General features: G+C 36.1%; 21 protein-coding genes. 6 read left to right on the forward strand and 15 right to left on the reverse strand.

Features of this window, described 5'->3' with window-relative positions:
- Positions 1-71: 71 nt before the first annotated feature.
- From spoVAF to dacF, 13 genes are all read right to left on the reverse strand, one after another.
- Positions 72-1544: a spore germination protein SpoVAF gene (spoVAF, locus tag NSS97_RS20725; protein WP_105589647.1), complete on the reverse strand. Its 1473-nt coding sequence runs from the start codon at positions 1542-1544 to the stop codon at positions 72-74.
- On the reverse strand, positions 1531-2100 hold the full coding sequence (locus NSS97_RS20730; protein WP_002088445.1) for a stage V sporulation protein AE: 570 nt from the start codon (positions 2098-2100) through the stop codon (positions 1531-1533). The genes spoVAF and NSS97_RS20730 overlap by 14 nt, the downstream gene beginning before the upstream one ends.
- 5 nt (positions 2101-2105) lie before the next feature.
- Positions 2106-2456, reverse strand: a complete 351-nt coding sequence (gene spoVAE / locus NSS97_RS20735) for a stage V sporulation protein AE (RefSeq protein ID WP_002014916.1) — start codon at positions 2454-2456, stop codon at positions 2106-2108.
- A gap of 3 nt (positions 2457-2459) precedes the next feature.
- Positions 2460-3476 (reverse strand): stage V sporulation protein AD, encoded by a 1017-nt coding sequence (gene spoVAD / locus NSS97_RS20740; protein WP_002165116.1) that lies wholly within the window; start codon positions 3474-3476, stop codon positions 2460-2462.
- A gap of 13 nt (positions 3477-3489) precedes the next feature.
- A complete protein-coding gene (gene spoVAC, locus NSS97_RS20745) occupies positions 3490-3948 on the reverse strand; it encodes a stage V sporulation protein AC (RefSeq protein WP_002128953.1) in 459 nt (152 codons plus the stop codon).
- Positions 3949-3960: 12 nt separating this feature from the next.
- A complete protein-coding gene (gene spoVAB / locus NSS97_RS20750; protein WP_016092269.1) occupies positions 3961-4377 on the reverse strand; it encodes a stage V sporulation protein SpoVAB in 417 nt (138 codons plus the stop codon).
- Positions 4370-4990 carry a stage V sporulation protein AA gene (locus NSS97_RS20755; protein WP_002067040.1) on the reverse strand — a complete coding sequence of 207 codons (621 nt, stop codon included), beginning with the start codon at positions 4988-4990 and terminating at the stop codon, positions 4370-4372. The genes spoVAB and NSS97_RS20755 overlap by 8 nt, the downstream gene beginning before the upstream one ends.
- Positions 4991-5105: 115 nt before the next feature.
- Entirely contained in the window at positions 5106-5204 is a 99-nt protein-coding gene (locus NSS97_RS20760; protein WP_000016829.1) for a methionine/alanine import family NSS transporter small subunit, read from the reverse strand.
- The gene (locus NSS97_RS20765) at positions 5204-6730 is read right to left on the reverse strand and encodes a sodium-dependent transporter (RefSeq protein ID WP_002143036.1); all 1527 of its coding nucleotides are present in this window, start codon (positions 6728-6730) and stop codon (positions 5204-5206) included. The genes NSS97_RS20760 and NSS97_RS20765 overlap by 1 nt, the downstream gene beginning before the upstream one ends.
- A gap of 141 nt (positions 6731-6871) precedes the next feature.
- On the reverse strand, positions 6872-7630 hold the full coding sequence (gene sigF, locus NSS97_RS20770) for an RNA polymerase sporulation sigma factor SigF (RefSeq protein ID WP_002014922.1): 759 nt from the start codon (positions 7628-7630) through the stop codon (positions 6872-6874).
- Between the two features lie 12 nt (positions 7631-7642).
- Entirely contained in the window at positions 7643-8083 is a 441-nt protein-coding gene (gene spoIIAB, locus NSS97_RS20775; protein WP_001243400.1) for an anti-sigma F factor, read from the reverse strand.
- Positions 8084-8434 (reverse strand): anti-sigma F factor antagonist, encoded by a 351-nt coding sequence (gene spoIIAA / locus NSS97_RS20780; protein WP_002128957.1) that lies wholly within the window; start codon positions 8432-8434, stop codon positions 8084-8086.
- A gap of 165 nt (positions 8435-8599) precedes the next feature.
- Complete coding sequence (gene dacF / locus NSS97_RS20785; protein ID WP_002088461.1) at positions 8600-9790, reverse strand: serine-type D-Ala-D-Ala carboxypeptidase DacF; 1191 nt, start codon at positions 9788-9790, stop codon at positions 8600-8602.
- 166 nt (positions 9791-9956) lie between these two features.
- Between dacF and NSS97_RS20790 the strand changes: the two genes are divergently transcribed.
- Genes NSS97_RS20790 through NSS97_RS20805 form a run of 4 tightly spaced genes read left to right on the forward strand, consistent with a single transcriptional unit; the run spans position 9957 to position 13336 of the window.
- On the forward strand, positions 9957-10376 hold the full coding sequence (locus tag NSS97_RS20790; protein ID WP_061689300.1) for a GntR family transcriptional regulator: 420 nt from the start codon (positions 9957-9959) through the stop codon (positions 10374-10376).
- Positions 10342-11223, forward strand: coding sequence for an ABC transporter ATP-binding protein (locus NSS97_RS20795; RefSeq protein ID WP_341113946.1), 882 nt, complete (start codon positions 10342-10344; stop codon positions 11221-11223). The genes NSS97_RS20790 and NSS97_RS20795 overlap by 35 nt, the downstream gene beginning before the upstream one ends.
- Entirely contained in the window at positions 11213-12253 is a 1041-nt protein-coding gene (locus NSS97_RS20800) for an ABC transporter permease (RefSeq protein WP_341113950.1), read from the forward strand. The genes NSS97_RS20795 and NSS97_RS20800 overlap by 11 nt, the downstream gene beginning before the upstream one ends.
- Before the next feature lie 12 nt (positions 12254-12265).
- Positions 12266-13336 carry an ABC transporter permease subunit gene (locus tag NSS97_RS20805; protein WP_107886384.1) on the forward strand — a complete coding sequence of 357 codons (1071 nt, stop codon included), beginning with the start codon at positions 12266-12268 and terminating at the stop codon, positions 13334-13336.
- Between the two features lie 42 nt (positions 13337-13378).
- Here the strand turns inward: NSS97_RS20805 and NSS97_RS20810 are convergent, their stop codons facing one another.
- Entirely contained in the window at positions 13379-13924 is a 546-nt protein-coding gene (locus NSS97_RS20810) for a hypothetical protein (protein ID WP_002033896.1), read from the reverse strand.
- A 100-nt stretch (positions 13925-14024) separates the two neighbouring features.
- Positions 14025-14444 carry a MarR family winged helix-turn-helix transcriptional regulator gene (locus tag NSS97_RS20815; protein WP_002088468.1) on the reverse strand — a complete coding sequence of 140 codons (420 nt, stop codon included), beginning with the start codon at positions 14442-14444 and terminating at the stop codon, positions 14025-14027.
- A 160-nt stretch (positions 14445-14604) separates the two neighbouring features.
- On the opposite strand from NSS97_RS20815, the gene NSS97_RS20820 reads away from it, so the two are divergent.
- Together NSS97_RS20820 and NSS97_RS20825 are read left to right on the forward strand one after the other, a co-directional pair.
- Positions 14605-15276 carry an SIMPL domain-containing protein gene (locus NSS97_RS20820; protein WP_107886383.1) on the forward strand — a complete coding sequence of 224 codons (672 nt, stop codon included), beginning with the start codon at positions 14605-14607 and terminating at the stop codon, positions 15274-15276.
- Between the two features lie 134 nt (positions 15277-15410).
- Positions 15411-16700 carry an NCS2 family permease gene (locus NSS97_RS20825; RefSeq protein WP_002143039.1) on the forward strand — a complete coding sequence of 430 codons (1290 nt, stop codon included), beginning with the start codon at positions 15411-15413 and terminating at the stop codon, positions 16698-16700.
- The last annotated feature ends 10 nt before the right edge of the window (positions 16701-16710 follow it).

Below are 16710 nucleotides of genomic sequence, written 5' to 3' on the forward strand. Positions count from 1 at the left end.
AAAAAAAATGTTTGATTTTTGTTAAAAAAACAATAAATTTTCAATAAAAAATAAGCGGAGCATAATCCCGCTTATTTTTGTCTTCGCACATTTTGAGGTCTTACAATACTTGGACGAACCTTTAAACTAGACATAGTTGGACGAAGTAAAATTTTCGTTAACGCGCCCCAATCAAACGGTAAAAACGGCCATAAATACGGTGTTTGCAAGCTTTTTATAGATGTTAAAAATAGAATCAATATCGTCATTCCAATGACAAATCCCATTTCATGAAATATGCCTGTTAAAATAATGACAAACAATTTTCCAATCTTATTCCCAAGCCCTAACTCATAACTTGGCGTTGCGTATGCTCCAATCATAGAAACTGCTACGTACAAAATAACTTCTGGTACAAACAAACCTACATCAATTGCAATTTGACCAATTAATATGGCAGAAATTAATCCTGCTGCCGACGACAATGATGTCGGTGTATGAATGGCGGCCATTCTTAAAAATTCGAGTCCGACTTCCGCCATCAAAATTTGTAATAAAATCGGTAAATGCGTCATCTTATTTGGTCCAATGAAAGCAAGACTTTCTGGTAAAAGAGTCGGATCAAAAACGAAAACTAGCCAAAATGGCAGTAAGAATAGCGAAAATATAACACCTACAAAACGTACCCAACGTAAAAATGTACCTACAGCTGGATTTTGTCTAAACTCTTCTGCATGCTGTAAATGGTGAAAATATGTTGTTGGAGTGATCATAGCACTTGGTGATGTATCAACGAGTACTAACACATGTCCTTCTAACAAATGATTTGCTGCTACATCTGGTCTCTCTGTGTATCGGATAAGCGGGAATGGATTATAACCTTGTTTCACTACAAATTCTTCTATCGTTTTATCCGCCATCGTAATCCCATCTACTTCAATATTATTTAATTCTTGTTTTATAATCTTCACTAAATCCGGATTTGCAACATCTTGTACATATGTAATACAAATATCCGTTTGCGATCTATCCCCTACTCGAATCATTTCATTTCGAAGACGTGGATCGCGTATTCTTCTACGAATTAACGCTGTATTTACAACGATATTTTCAACAAAGCCATCCCTTGCACCACGCACTACCTTTTCTGTATCTGGTTCTGTCGGTGTCCGGCCCGGATAACTACGAACATCTATTGCGAACGCTTCAGTTTCACCTTCCACAAATATAACAATGAGCCCTGATAATACTTGGAGCATTACATCATCCATCGTTTTTACTTTACTTACTTGTTGATGAATTAAACGATTCTCTAAAAGCTTTACTGTATCTTCTTCTACATCCCTTATTTCATTTGTATCCACCGCTTCTTCTAAAATAGGGATAATATAATTCGTATCACAAAGCCCATTTACAAATAACACACCAATTTCTTTATTTAAAATTTGAAATTTACGAATACCAACATCGTATGTAACACCTAGTCCAACTGTTTGCTTTAAATAATTTTCATTATCACTTAAAAAAGATGAAATCGGGATATTCACTTTTTTAGGCTTCGTCATAAAAGCCACTCCTTTCCAAAATTAATTGAATCGCTTTTCTAGTAATAGGTGATCCTCTCTCCCATTCATCATTTCCGCACATCTTGCCAATATCACCGACCCCCACTATGACAGGAACATTCAGACCATCTAAACAATAAATCGTATCCCCACTAATCCTGCCAATTTCACCATCTGGGAGTCCAAATTTATCAACGCCATATTCTGTCAAATTCCCATTCCGATCTACACTTACATCTACACGCGCCCATTCCCAATGATGTGTATTAGATGCTACTGCTAAAATACCGAGTACATCAACTTGTTTATGTGTTGCGACATACTTTAACGCCTTTTCACCAGATCCTTCTCCTATAAATCCGCTGTCATCAAACATGACAAATACAGGGTCATATGGCGTTTGCATAATAAGCTCAACAACTTTCTTCCCTGTCAATTTGGTCGGATTACTTTGCGATGCTGAAATACACCTCCCCCCAAATTCCTTTGTTAACAGCTCAATTGTCCGCTTTGCATATTCATCTCCATCTGTGACCAAAACAACCCTTCGTCTCATTTGATTTATCCTTTCGGTTTACATATAAGTGCAACAAAAAATGAAAATAATATCGCTGCTGAAATCCCCGCAGACGTTAAGCTAAACATACCGATTCCAATTCCTAAATATCCATGTTTTTCTGCCGCATGCATTGCCCCGTGCAATAGTGAGTGTCCAAAACTTGTAATAGGGACTGTTGCCCCAGCACCTGCAAATTTTATAAGCTTATCGTACAATCCGAATCCGTCTAAAATAGCTCCGGCGACTACAAAAGTTGCCATTAAATGTGCCGGTGTTAACTTTGCGAAATCTAGCAACACTTGTCCAATTACACAAATAGCTCCTCCTACAAGAAATGCATATATAAAATCCACAATTCACTCTCCTTTAACGCTTTCAAACACAACACCATGCGCAATCGTCGGAATCGTTTCCTTCTGTTGTATCATCATGGGGCTTAATAGAGCTCCAGTTGCAACGACAAAAATTCTTTGTAAATTCCCTTTTTGCATTTCACGCAATAAATGGCCGTATGTTACAACAGCTGAACAAGCACAACCACTGCCCCCTGCAAACACTTCTTCTTGATTTGAATTGTAAATCATTAATCCACAATCATTGTATACATTCCCCAAATCATACCCTTCCTCAAGTAAAAGTTGTTTCGCAATTGGTGTCCCAACAGCCGATAAATCACCAGTAACAATAAGATCATAATCAGCTGCACTTCTTCTCAAATCTTCAAAATGTTGTTGAATTGTATGAGCAGCAGCTGGTGCCATCGCTGATCCCATATCTAAAGGATTAGCAATTCCTAAATCTTGCACTTTACCAATTGTTGCTGCTGTTATTTTAATTGCACTCTCCTCATTGCTAATTAATATTGACCCCGCTCCGGTAACAGTTGAGTTTGCTGTCCCTGGCTTTTGTCCTCCGTATTCTGTTGGGGAACGAAATTGTCTTTCAGCCGTCGCATTATGACTACTTACTGTAGCTAAAATACGATTCGCAAATCCACCATCTATAAAAGCTGATCCAATCGCCAAAGTTTCCATTGACGTCGCACAAGCGCTGAACATCCCTAAAAAAGGAATACCATACTCACGAGCAACATAATTTGCTGTCACTGTTTGGTTTAATAAATCTCCCGCTAAAAAGAAATCAATTTGCGATTTTTTTATATTCCCTTTTTGCATCGCTTGTTGAATTGAGTCTGACATTAACCTTCGTTCAGCAAGTTCCCAGTTTTCCTCTCCGCAATGTAAGTCAGAATATGAAATATCAAAATCCTTTCCAAGAGGGCCTTCAGCTTCTTTCGGACCGACAGCAGTACCAGTTGCATTCACGAAGATATCATTTTGAAATACCCACGTTTGTTTTCCTGTCAATCTCATACCCACCCCTCCTTTAAGACATTAAAATTTGAAATGTATATCTTATTAACCCGATAATGTATGCACCGACGACTCCAAATACAATGACACTTCCTGCAAGCTTAAACATGTTAGTAGCGATTCCTAGAACAATCCCTTCACTCCTATGCTCTAGTGCGGCACTCGCCATAGAATTCGCAAATCCAGTAACTGGTACCGCTGATCCCGCTCCAGAAAACTGCCCGATTTTATCATATACACCACACCCTGTTAAAATCGCTGATAGTAAAACAAGAGTTGCAACTGTAGGGTTTCCTGCCTCTTTCTCACTAAAGTGAAAGTAATGTATATAAAATTTCATCAACACTTCTCCAACCGTACAAATGAGTCCACCAACAAGAAATGCCTTCACACAATTTATGAAATAGTTCGGTTTTGGATGGTACTCCTTCACTTTATTTATGTAATCGTCCTTCAATTTTCGCCCTGCCATATATATTGCCTCCTACTTTACGAAATAAATCCAGTGAAACAACGAGCCTATTACTTTCCCAAGTACAAGAGCAACGAGTAAAACAATAATTTTCTCCTCTACCCTTACTCGTTTCGCTAAAATAGGTAAAACGTTTAATACTTCCGTTAACGCCGCAGCGAGCATTCCAATGAATGTGCCACAAAATATCCCTAATATAACAAGCCAATATTGTGACGTTTGAAATGTAATATTTTTCAAACTACACCAAGCCCCTGTTAAAGTACCTGCAATGACCGCCCACTCAAAGTATTGAATATGCTTTCCACTTCTCGTTAATTGAGCTAAACGAGGGATTATACCAAGTACAGCTAAAAACGCGACATATCCGCTACCTACTGCAATCCCTCCAGCTAAGCCAATTAATACAACAAATGCACACTCAATCATCAGCAATCTGTTTCATATTATCCTTGTTTTCATGAACAATTACATATTGATCAAGCGACTGCTGATATTGAAACATCTCAACTTCTAACGGGCTCGGCTCTTCATTAATTCTCTTTTGAAATACATGATTAAAAAATAAGACCATACCTAATCCAAGACCTAATGAATAAGGAATTTGAAATAAAAGTGGTTGCGCCTTAAATTCTCCAGTAATCATGTAATATAACCGTTGGTGTACTTGTTGCATACTTACATCTTCATGGAAATAAATGATCGCAAGGGCCGCTCCAATGAAAAGTAACAACCATACAAGTCCGAAGAAAACCGGATGCACTTTCTTTTTCTCGTATATAATTTCAACAAGAGTTTGTCCAGAACCAAGTAAATTAATTTGTATGTGAGCCGCTTTTTGTTGAATAATCTCAATCACTTTCATAACATCAATTACAACATGTGTTTTATCATGCGCTGTTATTTTGTAGACTATTTCATTTTGTAACAACTCAACTACAAAAGAATCTCCGGCAAGTTGAGCAACATCGCTCAGCTTTACTTCATACGTAGGAGACACTTTTAAGCGATTGCGCATTTTAATATAAATCGTTTGTTCCAATTTTCATTCACCCCTTCACTCTTCCTCGTAGTTGTAGTATGGTTATTGGAATTTTTTCTAATACAATTTTTTCATAAAAAAACATCTGTACCATTTCGGTACAGATGTTTTTAGCTTATGCCTTTTTCTTAAATAAATTTGCAATACTTAATGCAAGTCCTCCCCAAATGACTACCATACCTATAACCATCATCATAATCGCTGATCCACTCATCATGAAACACCTCGGTCCTTCCATTCTTTTTCAAGCTGGACAGAGTCTGAATGTATTTGTGCATTCCATTTTTTCAGACCAATAACTAACGCGACTAGAAGGAATGCTGCCGCTATCGACCAACCATACGTTACAACAAACTCTGTTGGATAACCTCCGTAGTTCTTTTTAATGTTTTGGATTGTACCATCAATTAACATATACCCTAACATAAGTGGAGTAATAACGAGTAAACTCACTCTCCAAAACGTTCCTAACTTTATATCAGATACAAAGTTTGCATGATTTTGATAAACTGGTAAACGGCGCAAGATTAGTCCTATTGTAACTACTTCAACGAGTGCAATTGTAATCAATCCAAAATTGTTAGCGAAGTAATCAACAACATCTAGGAACATAAGTCCACCACGTGTTGCAAAAACAAGAGAAACTAATACTAATAGCGTTCCCATAATTCCAATCGTCTTTTGACGACTCAAGCTGAATTTTTCAGATACAGCGGCAAAGCATACTTCTGCAAGTGAAATGAGTGATGTAATTCCAGCAACAGTTAGAGATAAGAAGAATAATACACCAAATAACGGCGACATCGGTAACTCATTAATAATTTGCGGGAATACTACAAATGCAAGTCCTACACCAGCACTAGCTACTTTATCAACCGGTACCCCCATGTTATTCGCCATAAATCCAAGAGCTGCAAAGACACCAATACCTGCCAATAATTCAAATCCTGAATTTGCAAATCCTGTAATAAAAGCATTATTTGTTGTATCTGAGTTTTTCGGTAAATAACTAGAATACGTAATCATAATTCCGAATGCTAAAGATAAACTAAAGAAAATTTGACCGTAAGCAGCAAGCCATACTTTCCCATCAAAAATACGACTCCAATCTGGTTTAAAAAATGCATCTAGCCCCTGCATCGCCCCTTCCATCGTCACTGCACGAACAACGATAATAAGGAACATAACAACTAGTAAAGGAATAAAAATACGGTTAACAACTTCGATTCCTTTTTTAACTCCTTTAAACGCAACACCAAGCACAATAATCCAAACGAGAGCTAACGGAATTAATACTTCTGGTACGAGTCCCCCGAATTGTCCTGGCTTATCTGCAACATGTAAATATTCTTTAAATAAAAATGATTGCGTGTCTTTCCCCCATGCTCCAGTAATTGCAAAGTACGTATACGAAATAGACCAAGCAATGATTACAGCGTAATATGTTGAAACAATAAATGTCACACACATTTGCCACCATCCAATAAATTCAGCACGTCGATGAATACGGAAGAATGTAAGTGGCGCCGAACCACGATGGCGATGCCCAAGAGCAAACTCGAAAGCTAACAATGAAATACCAGTCGTTAATAATGCAAATAAGTACGGTAAAAAGAATGCGCCTCCCCCATTTTCATACGCTGTATAAGGAAAACGCCATATATTCCCTAGTCCAACAGCGGAACCGATTGCTGCAAAAATAAATCCAGCCCTCGTTCCCCATTGTTGCCTCGTTTCCATGTTTCCTTCCCCCTTTGTGACAAGTTCATACTTGGATTATAGTTTAAATTAACTGAATTATCAATAAATTCCGTAAATTTTTTTAGCGATAGTTGGAATCTTCTACTTTTCGTGACAATAAAAAAAAAATCGAATAGATAGCTATTCATCTATTCGATCTTTCATCTGTTTTAATATTTTCTTTTCAAGTCTTGAAACTTGTACTTGCGAAATGCCTATGCGCTCCGCTACTTCTGATTGGGTTTGGTCTTTATAATAGCGCAAATACACAATTAGCCTTTCTCGTTCATCCAATTCTCTAATTGCTTCTTTTAAAGCAATTTTATCAAACCATTTCGTTTCCGATTGATCTGCAATTTGATCTAAAATAGTAATTGGATCTCCGTCGTTTTCATACACGGTTTCATGTATCGACGAAGGAGCACGACTCGCTTCTTGCGCCAGAACAACTTCTTCCGGCGTTAGTTCAAGAGCCTGTGCTACCTCATTAATCGTTGGAGCCCTTCCAAATTCTTTCGAAAGCTCGTCTCTCATCTTTCGGACTTTGTTTCCTGTTTCTTTTAAAGATCTACTTACTTTCACTGATCCATCGTCACGTAAAAATCGTTGTATTTCACCGATAATCATTGGAACTGCATATGTTGAAAATTTCACGTCGAAAGATAAATCAAATTTATCTACCGATTTTAAGAGTCCAATACATCCAATTTGAAATAAATCGTCTGGTTCGTATCCTCGATTAAGAAATCGCTGTACAACCGACCATACGAGACGCATATTACTTTGAACGATTGTATCTCTCGCTTGTTGATCTCCATCTTGACTTTTTTGAATTAACGCTTTTAGCTCGTGGTCCTTTAACTGAGGTTTCTTCTTCTCATTTCTGACCTCTATGTCCATTGGCTATTCTCCTTAATTGCATAGAGCGTTACTATTTGATAAGTATTTTGTCAAATGGATTGTTGTCCCGAAAGATTCGTTTGAAATAACTTCTACTTCATCCATAAAATTTTCCATGATAGTAAATCCCATTCCGGAACGCTCTAATTCAGGTTTAGTTGTAAAAAGGGGTTGTCTTGCTTCATCTAAGTTAAAGATACCAATCCCTTCATCTCGAATCGTGAGTTTCACCATCGCTTCTTCCAAAATCACTGAAATATAAACAACACCTTCTGCATTTCCTTCATACCCATGAATAATTGCATTTGTAACCGCTTCTGACACAACTGTTTTAATCTCTGTTAGTTCTTCCATCGTCGGGTCTAATTGCGCAATAAAAGCAGCTACCGTAACACGAGCGAATGATTCATTCTGACTTAACGCTGAAAATTGAAGGTTCATTTCATTTCTCATCTACGCCACCCCCAACGTCGCGAGCGCATGCGCTTCACTTTCTTCTAAACGAACAATTTTGAATAGACCTGACATTTCAAATAAACGTTTAACGGGCGGTGAAATTGCACAGACAACCATCTCTCCACCTAATCCCTTTACATGTTTATATCGGCCTAATATAACGCCTAAACCAGAACTATCCATAAATGTTAAGTTCTCTAGGCTCAAAATAATATGATGAACACCATGTGTCTCAATCATATCTGTGACTTTCGTTCGCAACTCTTCAGCAGTATGATGATCTAACTCGCCCTCTAGCCTCACACATAAGACGTCACGTTTTACTTCTAAATGCATGGAAAGACTCACACGATTTCCTCCTTATGCTCAAACTTTACTCATTAACATAAGATTTTCGTGATATAAAATCAGAATCCTTCCTACTGACAAAAGAAGAACTATTTCGTCATAAAGTGAAACCTTTCAGCAATTATTTCAGTAAATACGAACAGAAAAACATCAAAATTCCCGCCGCTATTTTGATGTTGAAAACATCCCAAAACTTCTTTTAAATAACTCCCACCAGCTCGCTGCCTCAACATCTTCTTTCGCTACAATTGTTTGTTTTAATAAAACATCTTTATCTCTTTTAATAACAAGTGTGCCAAGTGCATCACCTTTTTTAATCGGTGCCTTCACTTTCTTTTCAGCAATCACTTCTTGTTTAACTTTGTCCATATTTTCGCCCTTCTTCATAAGAAGAGACACATTGTCTGACGCAACTAAATCTACTTTTTCTTCCTTACCTTTTCCTACTTGTACAGTCTTAATTTTCTCACCACGTGTATATAATTTCTTTGTCATGTATTGTCCAAATGCATAATCAAGAAGCTTCGTTACTTGATTGTTCCGCTCTTTTGATGTAGGTGCTCCCATTACAACTGAAATAACACGCATACCATTTTTCTCAGCCGATGCCGTTAAACAATATTTCGCTTCTGTCGTAAAGCCTGTTTTCACTCCATCTACTCCAGGATAAAAACGTACTAGCTTATTCGTATTAACAAGCCAAAACTTCTTATCCGTATTTTCACGTAAATAGTCTTCATATTTACCTGTGTATTTTCGAATAAGTGGATACTTCATCAACTCTTTCGCCATAATAGCCATATCATTCGCTGTAGAATAATGATCTTTCGCTGGAAGACCTGTCGGATTTTGAAAATGTGTATTTTTCAATCCTAGATCTTTCGCTTTTTTGTTCATCATATTTACGAAACCTTCTTCTGAACCAGCGATATGCTCAGCTACTGCAACAGATGCATCATTTCCAGATGCAATTGCAATGCCCTTTAACATTTCATTTACAGTCATCTCTTCCCCAGGTTCTAGAAAAATTTGTGATCCGCCCATTGAAGCTGCGTGTTCACTCGCTCTAACTTTATCGTTTAGTTTTAGTTTTCCTTTTTCAACTTGTTCCATAATTAATAGCATTGTCATAATCTTTGTCATACTAGCAGGTGGTAACTTTTCATTCGGATTTTTATCAAACAAAACTTTACCTGTATCTTGCTCAATTACGATCGCTGACGACGCTTGTTCCGCTAACTTCGGCGTGGTTTCTTCTGTTTTTTCCTGCTTCGTTTTCTCAGATTGTGCGAAACTAACTGAAGTACCAGAAAGCAATAACATGAAACAAACAAGTATTCCAAAAACTCGCTTCATGACTAACCCTCCATTCTATATCAAACTTATTTTTTCCAATTTATACATTTTTAATACCATATTTTTCTATTATTTTCAGTTGACAAATAAATTCATTGCCTATATTGTATTAAGTGTATTACACGTAGTAGTACACTTAATACTCATTAGGAAGGAGACATTGCTCTTGCATATTCAACTTGATCCAAGAAGCAACACTCCGATATGGGAACAAATTGTTCAAAATATAAAAGAGCTCGTACTAAAAAATATGTTAGCTCCAAGTGATAAACTTCCTTCTGTACGCGAGCTTGCTTCTTTGCTCGTTATAAATCCAAATACAGTAAGTAAAGCTTATCAAGAATTAGAGCGACAAGGGATTATTGAAACATTACGAGGAAAAGGAACATTTGTAGCCCAATCGATTACCCCAACATTAGACGAAAGGAAAATCACTATGGTTGAAAAGCAATTTCATCAATTATTACTAGAAGCCTCTTATCTTGGGATTACGAAAGATAAAATTCACGATTGGATAGATTCATACTATAAAGAGATTGGAGGAAATACAGATGTTGAAAGTGACAAACTTGAAGAAAACAATTGATAACCAAACGATTTTAGACGATGTTTCTTTCACATTACAAAAAGGTAGTATCGTCGGATTGCTCGGAAGAAATGGCGCAGGGAAAACAACTTTATTACGAACGATGGTCGGCATTTTAGACCCCGATGAAGGAACTGTTACATATAATAATACAGATATTCATATGCATCCTGAAATTAAACAAAAAGTTGTATACGTTCCAGACTCTACTAACATACTGAACGGATATACAATGAAGGAAATCGTAAAGTTTTATAAAGCGGTTTATACAGCATTTGATGAACAGTATTTTTATGAAATATTAGAACGTTTTAATTTACCAAACAAACGTATTCGTAGTTACTCAAAAGGAATGAAAGCACTGCTTGCGATCATTTTAGCTTTCGCTGCAAAAGCAGAATATGTCATTTTAGATGAACCGACAAACGGACTTGATCCTATCGTTAAAAGACAGATTCTACAATTTCTCGTTGAAGAAGTAGCAGAAAAAGAAATTACAATTTTCATCTCCACTCACCATTTAGATGAAGTTGAAAAAATTGCCGATACAATCATTATTTTAAAAGGACATACAGTAGATTCTATTACATCACTAGATGATGCAAAATCACGATTTGCCAAAATACAAGTTGCTTATGAACGTTCATTACCTCAAAAACTAGAAAACTTAAGCAATATTAAAATATTAAACCAAACAGGAAAAGTATATACAATCTTAATTGAGGAAAATGTGGCTACAACACTGGAGAAGTTTTATAAAGAGCAACCAATACTCATTGAAGAATTATCAATGTCACTTGAAGATGTCTTCGTTACGACACTTGAGGGGGATGGGTATGTTTCATAAGGCGTTGTGGATGTGGAATTGGAAGCGCGGGAAATACGCTGTATTAATAATGTTTTTAGTATCTATGTATGTTTTCCCTTATAAATACTATAAGGCATCCCAAACCCAGATGGATTTTTTCTATAAATATAACCCAACAGGAGAGTTTTATTACGACTATTACTTCTCAGATTACAATTCCATCATTATTCTCTCTATCATTGCACTAGCTTGCTTAATGATTGGATGGGAACGTAGCAATTTGAAGTTGAGTGATTCTTTAATGGTAATGCCTTTTAAACGTAGCACCATCTTTTTTTCGAAATGGTTATTTGGCATTATTCACATTGTTACATGTCTTTTACTATGCTGGGCTCTAATGTACCTTGTATATAGAACGACAATTCACTTTGAATTTCAATCATTCAACTTTTTCCATAGATATTTTTTCTATGCAATAATTACTTATATCGCTCTCTATACTACAGCTTTATGTATCGGAACTTTTACAGGAAGTATCATTTCTCAAGGTACCTTCTGTGTTTTATATTTAATTAAAGGGTTTGGAATTTTTTCTTTGCTCTTCTCTTTTTATAATGCACATTTAAATATGGATACAGAACATTCTTCAAATAAATATGAAGCAATCTATCATTTAGACCAGCAAACAAAAATTCTTGCTCCCATAAAAAATTTTCATATTCGATATAATTATGATATGAGGAACCAACCAACTAAAAAGGAAGGACCTGTATTCTATGACTATAGTTCTCCTAAAATATTACTAGTACCCATTCTATATACAATATGTTTCTTATTACTGGGGGTTATTTTATATAAGCATTCACCTAATGAAAATAATAAAAAAGTATTTTCATTTCAAAAAAAACAAAAACTATGGATTGTCGGGACAACTTTCTATTTTGCTTTAATCGGTGGGAGCATGTTACACTATTTTGATTTGATATTTAGCTATTATTTTGGGCTAATTTTATTTGGAACCCTCAGCTATTTTGCACTATCACGCCTTACAAATTATAAAGTTTTATAAAGGAGAGATCCTATGTTTCAAAAAGCATTATGGTTACAAAGCTATAAACAGGGAAAATATTTCATTTGGCTTTTTTGGATTACTAGCTTCTATACACTATCTTATAAATATTATTTAGATGCTGCAAAATCCTTTCATTTTTCACAAACTATCACGGAAAAAGTTAATTATCATTATCAATTTTCCCTTAGTCCTGAAGACCATTTGTTTATACAGGGAATTGTAATTATTGCGTTAGCATGTGTTCAAATTGGTTGGGAGCGCCATAACCAAACCATGGATGCTTTATGGTCAATGCCTTTTAAACGAAGATATATATATCTTACAAAATGGTTATTAGGGGTATTCAATATTATTGCTGTCTATGCAATAAATTGGGGACTTTTCGCAATTTTAAAAAAGACGACCTTTCATAATAAATACCAGTTATTCTCACCATTTCATTCTTATTTTCTTTATACAGTCATTGTATTAATTGCTATTTATACTTTGACATTATTTATGGGAACAATAACTGCTAATATACTTTCTCAAAGTATATTCACTGGTATTATGCTTATTTTACCATACGGATTGGCCTTACTTTTGGCTGGTTTTATTTCAGTTCACTTGTACGAAACTCATGAGAAAACTTATAAAATTGAAAATCAATACGTATCAATTTCATCACATACAAGTATACTTTCACCTATTGAGGACTTAGAGATTAGATTTGATTACGATCCACAATCAGCTTATACAGATAAAAACGGAAAACGCATAAACGAACCTAATTTTTCAAAAATACCTTCTGCTTGGAAATTATTAACTCCAATTGTGTACATACTTATCTTATTACCTTTAGGTACCTATTTATATACACAATCGCCTAATGAACAAAACGGTAAATTGCTTTTATTCTCAAAGCTCTACAAGCCTTTTATAGCATGTACTGTATTTTGTTTCGCCCTATTTGGAGGTCGCATAATAGGAGGAACACAATCAATTATTGGTTATTATATTGGCTTTGGTGTAATTGGTCTAATTTGCTATATCGTGTTATCACGCTTATTAAAGAAAAGGATTTCTTTGGGAGTAAAATAGTAAAATGTAATTTTTTAATAAATAACCTCCTTCAAAAGGAGGTTATTTCACATTCTCTCTCCTATCTCCATACACCATCTCTTCTTTCATCCCAAATCCATCACCATTTTTCACAATTTGCTCTGTCGGCGCGACTACACTTTCAGCAATTTTCCATTCACCGCGCTCTTTCACAAATACTTGCAGAAAATAGTTCATGCCATTTAATTGATACGCATTTTCTTTTTTCACATTATAGTGCACCGCAATGTAGTGCACTTGAATATTTTCTTTCCCTGCTTTTGATACGTATTGCGATAATCTTGGAATGTACATTGATGCTTTCTTAAATGGTAATTGCTTCGCTTTAACGAGCGATGAACTTGTTACATTACGCAAAGTGTCCTGATTACGAACATTATCGCTATGATGAAATAATACTGCGTTTTGCATAGAACGAACCCATAATTTCGAATACAAGACGGTATTATCATTCTCAATGTACTTCACTTCTTTTTGCACCACTTGGATAGGGGTATCAGCGTACATGAATGTATGAAAGCAGAAAAAACTTCCAAGTAAAATGGTAAGTGCAGCAATATATTTCATAATCTTTCCTCCGATCTGTTTAATTAAAGTATCGGAGTTTCAAAATATTTTTATTCAAAAGAAAAAGGATAGGAAAGCTCTCGCTTCCTATCCTCATTTATTATAATACGCGGCCAAATAGTTCTAAAACCATTTCTATCTCTTGGTCGCTCCAACCTTTAAATTTCTCTTTATAATATTCTTTACGCACAGCTTCAAGCTTTTCAGTTACTTCTCGTCCGTTTTCAGTAATTTCTAAGTATACGATACGACGGTCCGAATTTGAACGTTTTCTTTCAACAAACCCTTTTCGCACGAGACGATCTGTTACAGCTGTAATATGACTGGAGGTTACGTTTACTTCACTCGCAATTTGCGAAGCCATCTGTGGACTTTTTAAAAATAACGCACGTAATACAGAGAATTCATTATATGGCATATGCTCTGAAAAACGTGTATTAATATCATTTTGTAATAAACGTATCATCTTTCGAAATGATGCAGATAAATCTAAAATCAGTGTTTCTCTATTTTCGTTCACTAGCCTCGTCCCTTTTTTATCATATTTACACATATTATAATCTATAAATACCTATATTGTATATGCTTTCTTCCCTCAACATTCTCATTTATGTAACTTTTTTCATAAGATTTTCTTTTTTGTTCACACATATACATATAAAAAAGGATGGTGAGCATAAATGCAAAGTGGAATGAATCCGTATTTACATAATATCCGTACGACAAATACTGGTAAAGAAGCTACTATTACTGTACAAGGAGAAGGCATTATAAAGGCAAAACCAAATGTTGTCATATTAACACTGGGCATTCGAACAGATAGTAAAAATGTAAAACAGGCGCAAAAAGAAAATGCAGTGCAATCGAAACAATTGCTTGATGCACTCAAACAGCTAGGTATTGCCGATAAAGATATAGAAACCATTTCTTATACGATTACTCCTCAATACGAATATGTAAATGATAAAGCATTACTACAAGGCTACCGTGTGGAGCATTTGTATGAAATTACCGTTTTAAATGTGCAAAAAGCAGGGGAAGTATATGATATAGCCGTTACAAATGGGGCAAACGTAGCAAAAGGATTACGTTTTCGAATATCTCATCCAAATAAATATTATGAGCAAGCTCTCATTCAAGCTCTGCAACAAGCAGTAGACAAAGCTCGTACAATTGCGAGTACTTACAATTTAAATATTAATCCTGTTCCCCTCTCACTCGTTGAAGAATCTGCCCAATTACCACGGGAGATCGCATCATATGCTACTTTGCATGCGCAAGCAGCTCCGCCCATTCAATCAGGAGAACTAGAAATCATTTCATCTATCCGGGCAATTTTTACGTATTTATAAATAAACTCATTTATAAGTAACCGTTATCATTTTCGTTGTTGTAAAAACATGATGTTCTGATATAATAAAGGACGGTGAGCTCTTACATAAGAGATATCACGGGTGGGAGAGGGATATGAAAAAGAAGGTTTAACATGAAAGGAATACTTGAAAGAACATTTAAATTAGACTTACACCAAACATCACCAAAACAAGAAGTTTTAGCTGGAGTCACGTCATTTTTCACAATTGTTTATATTATGATTGTAAATGCGTCAATCTTATCAGATGCCGGCATTCCTCTTGAGGCAGGAATTTTGGCAACTGTTTTTAGTTCATTTGTCGGATGTCTACTCATGGCATTTTGGGCAAATGCACCTGCTATTCTTGTCCCTGGTATGGGTGTAAATGCATTCTTCACGTACACTGCTGTGCATACGCTCGGTTTAACTTGGCAAGAAGCATTGGCAGCTGTTTTTATCGCCGGTATTATTTTTACAATTGCTGCTTTTACACCGATTGCTCGCGTGCTTTCGGTATCGATTCCAAAGTCATTAAAGGAAGCGATCACTGTCGGTATCGGGTTGTTTTTAGCTTTCATCGGCTTGCAAAAAGGTGGTTTAGTCGTTTCGCATCCTAATACTGCTGTTGCAATGGGAAAATTAAGTAGTCCTGTCGTTCTTGCCACACTACTTACTCTTATTGTCGCACTTGTACTATTTGCGCGTAACGTACGTGGAAGCTTTTTATGGACGATTGCAATTGGAACTGGTATTGCATGGCTGTTTGGTCTTGTTGATACGAGTCAAATGGGAAATAGTTCGTTTTCATTCGCTAATTATGGCGATGTGTTTGGAGCTATGTCATTTGGGAAACTTTCTTCCTTGCCATTTTGGATTGCAACATTCTCCTTAAGCATGGTGCTTATTTTTGAGAACATGGGACTTTTACATGGTTTATTAGAAGATGATCGTAAATTCCCACGTGCTTACCAAGCAAATGCAATTTCAGCAATGACATGTGGTCTATTTGGCACAAGCCCTACCGTTTCAACAGTAGAGAGTGCCGCAGGTATTACTGCAGGCGGAAAGACAGGTCTGACGTCTATCGTTACAGGGTTGTTATTCTTCGCATCACTGTTTGCGCTTCCGTTTGTCAAAATAATTCCTGACAGTGCCATTGCACCAATCTTAATTATTATTGGCGGGCTGATGATTACAAGCATTCAACAAATTCCTCTGAACGACTTTTCAGAAGGATTTCCAGCGTTTTTAATTATCGTTATGATCCCGCTCACATATAGTATCGCTGATGGCATTGCGTTCGGATTTATCGCTTATCCTATCTTGAAAGTTGCACTTGGAAAGCGTAAAGAAGTCGCACCGTCCATGTATATTATTACATGCTTATTCTTAGCCATGTTCGTATTACACGCTATTGGCTAAGAAAAAAACA

The organism is Bacillus sp. FSL R12-0074, assembly GCF_038005725.1.
Classification (GTDB): Bacteria; Bacillota; Bacilli; order Bacillales; family Bacillaceae_G; genus Bacillus_A; species Bacillus_A mycoides.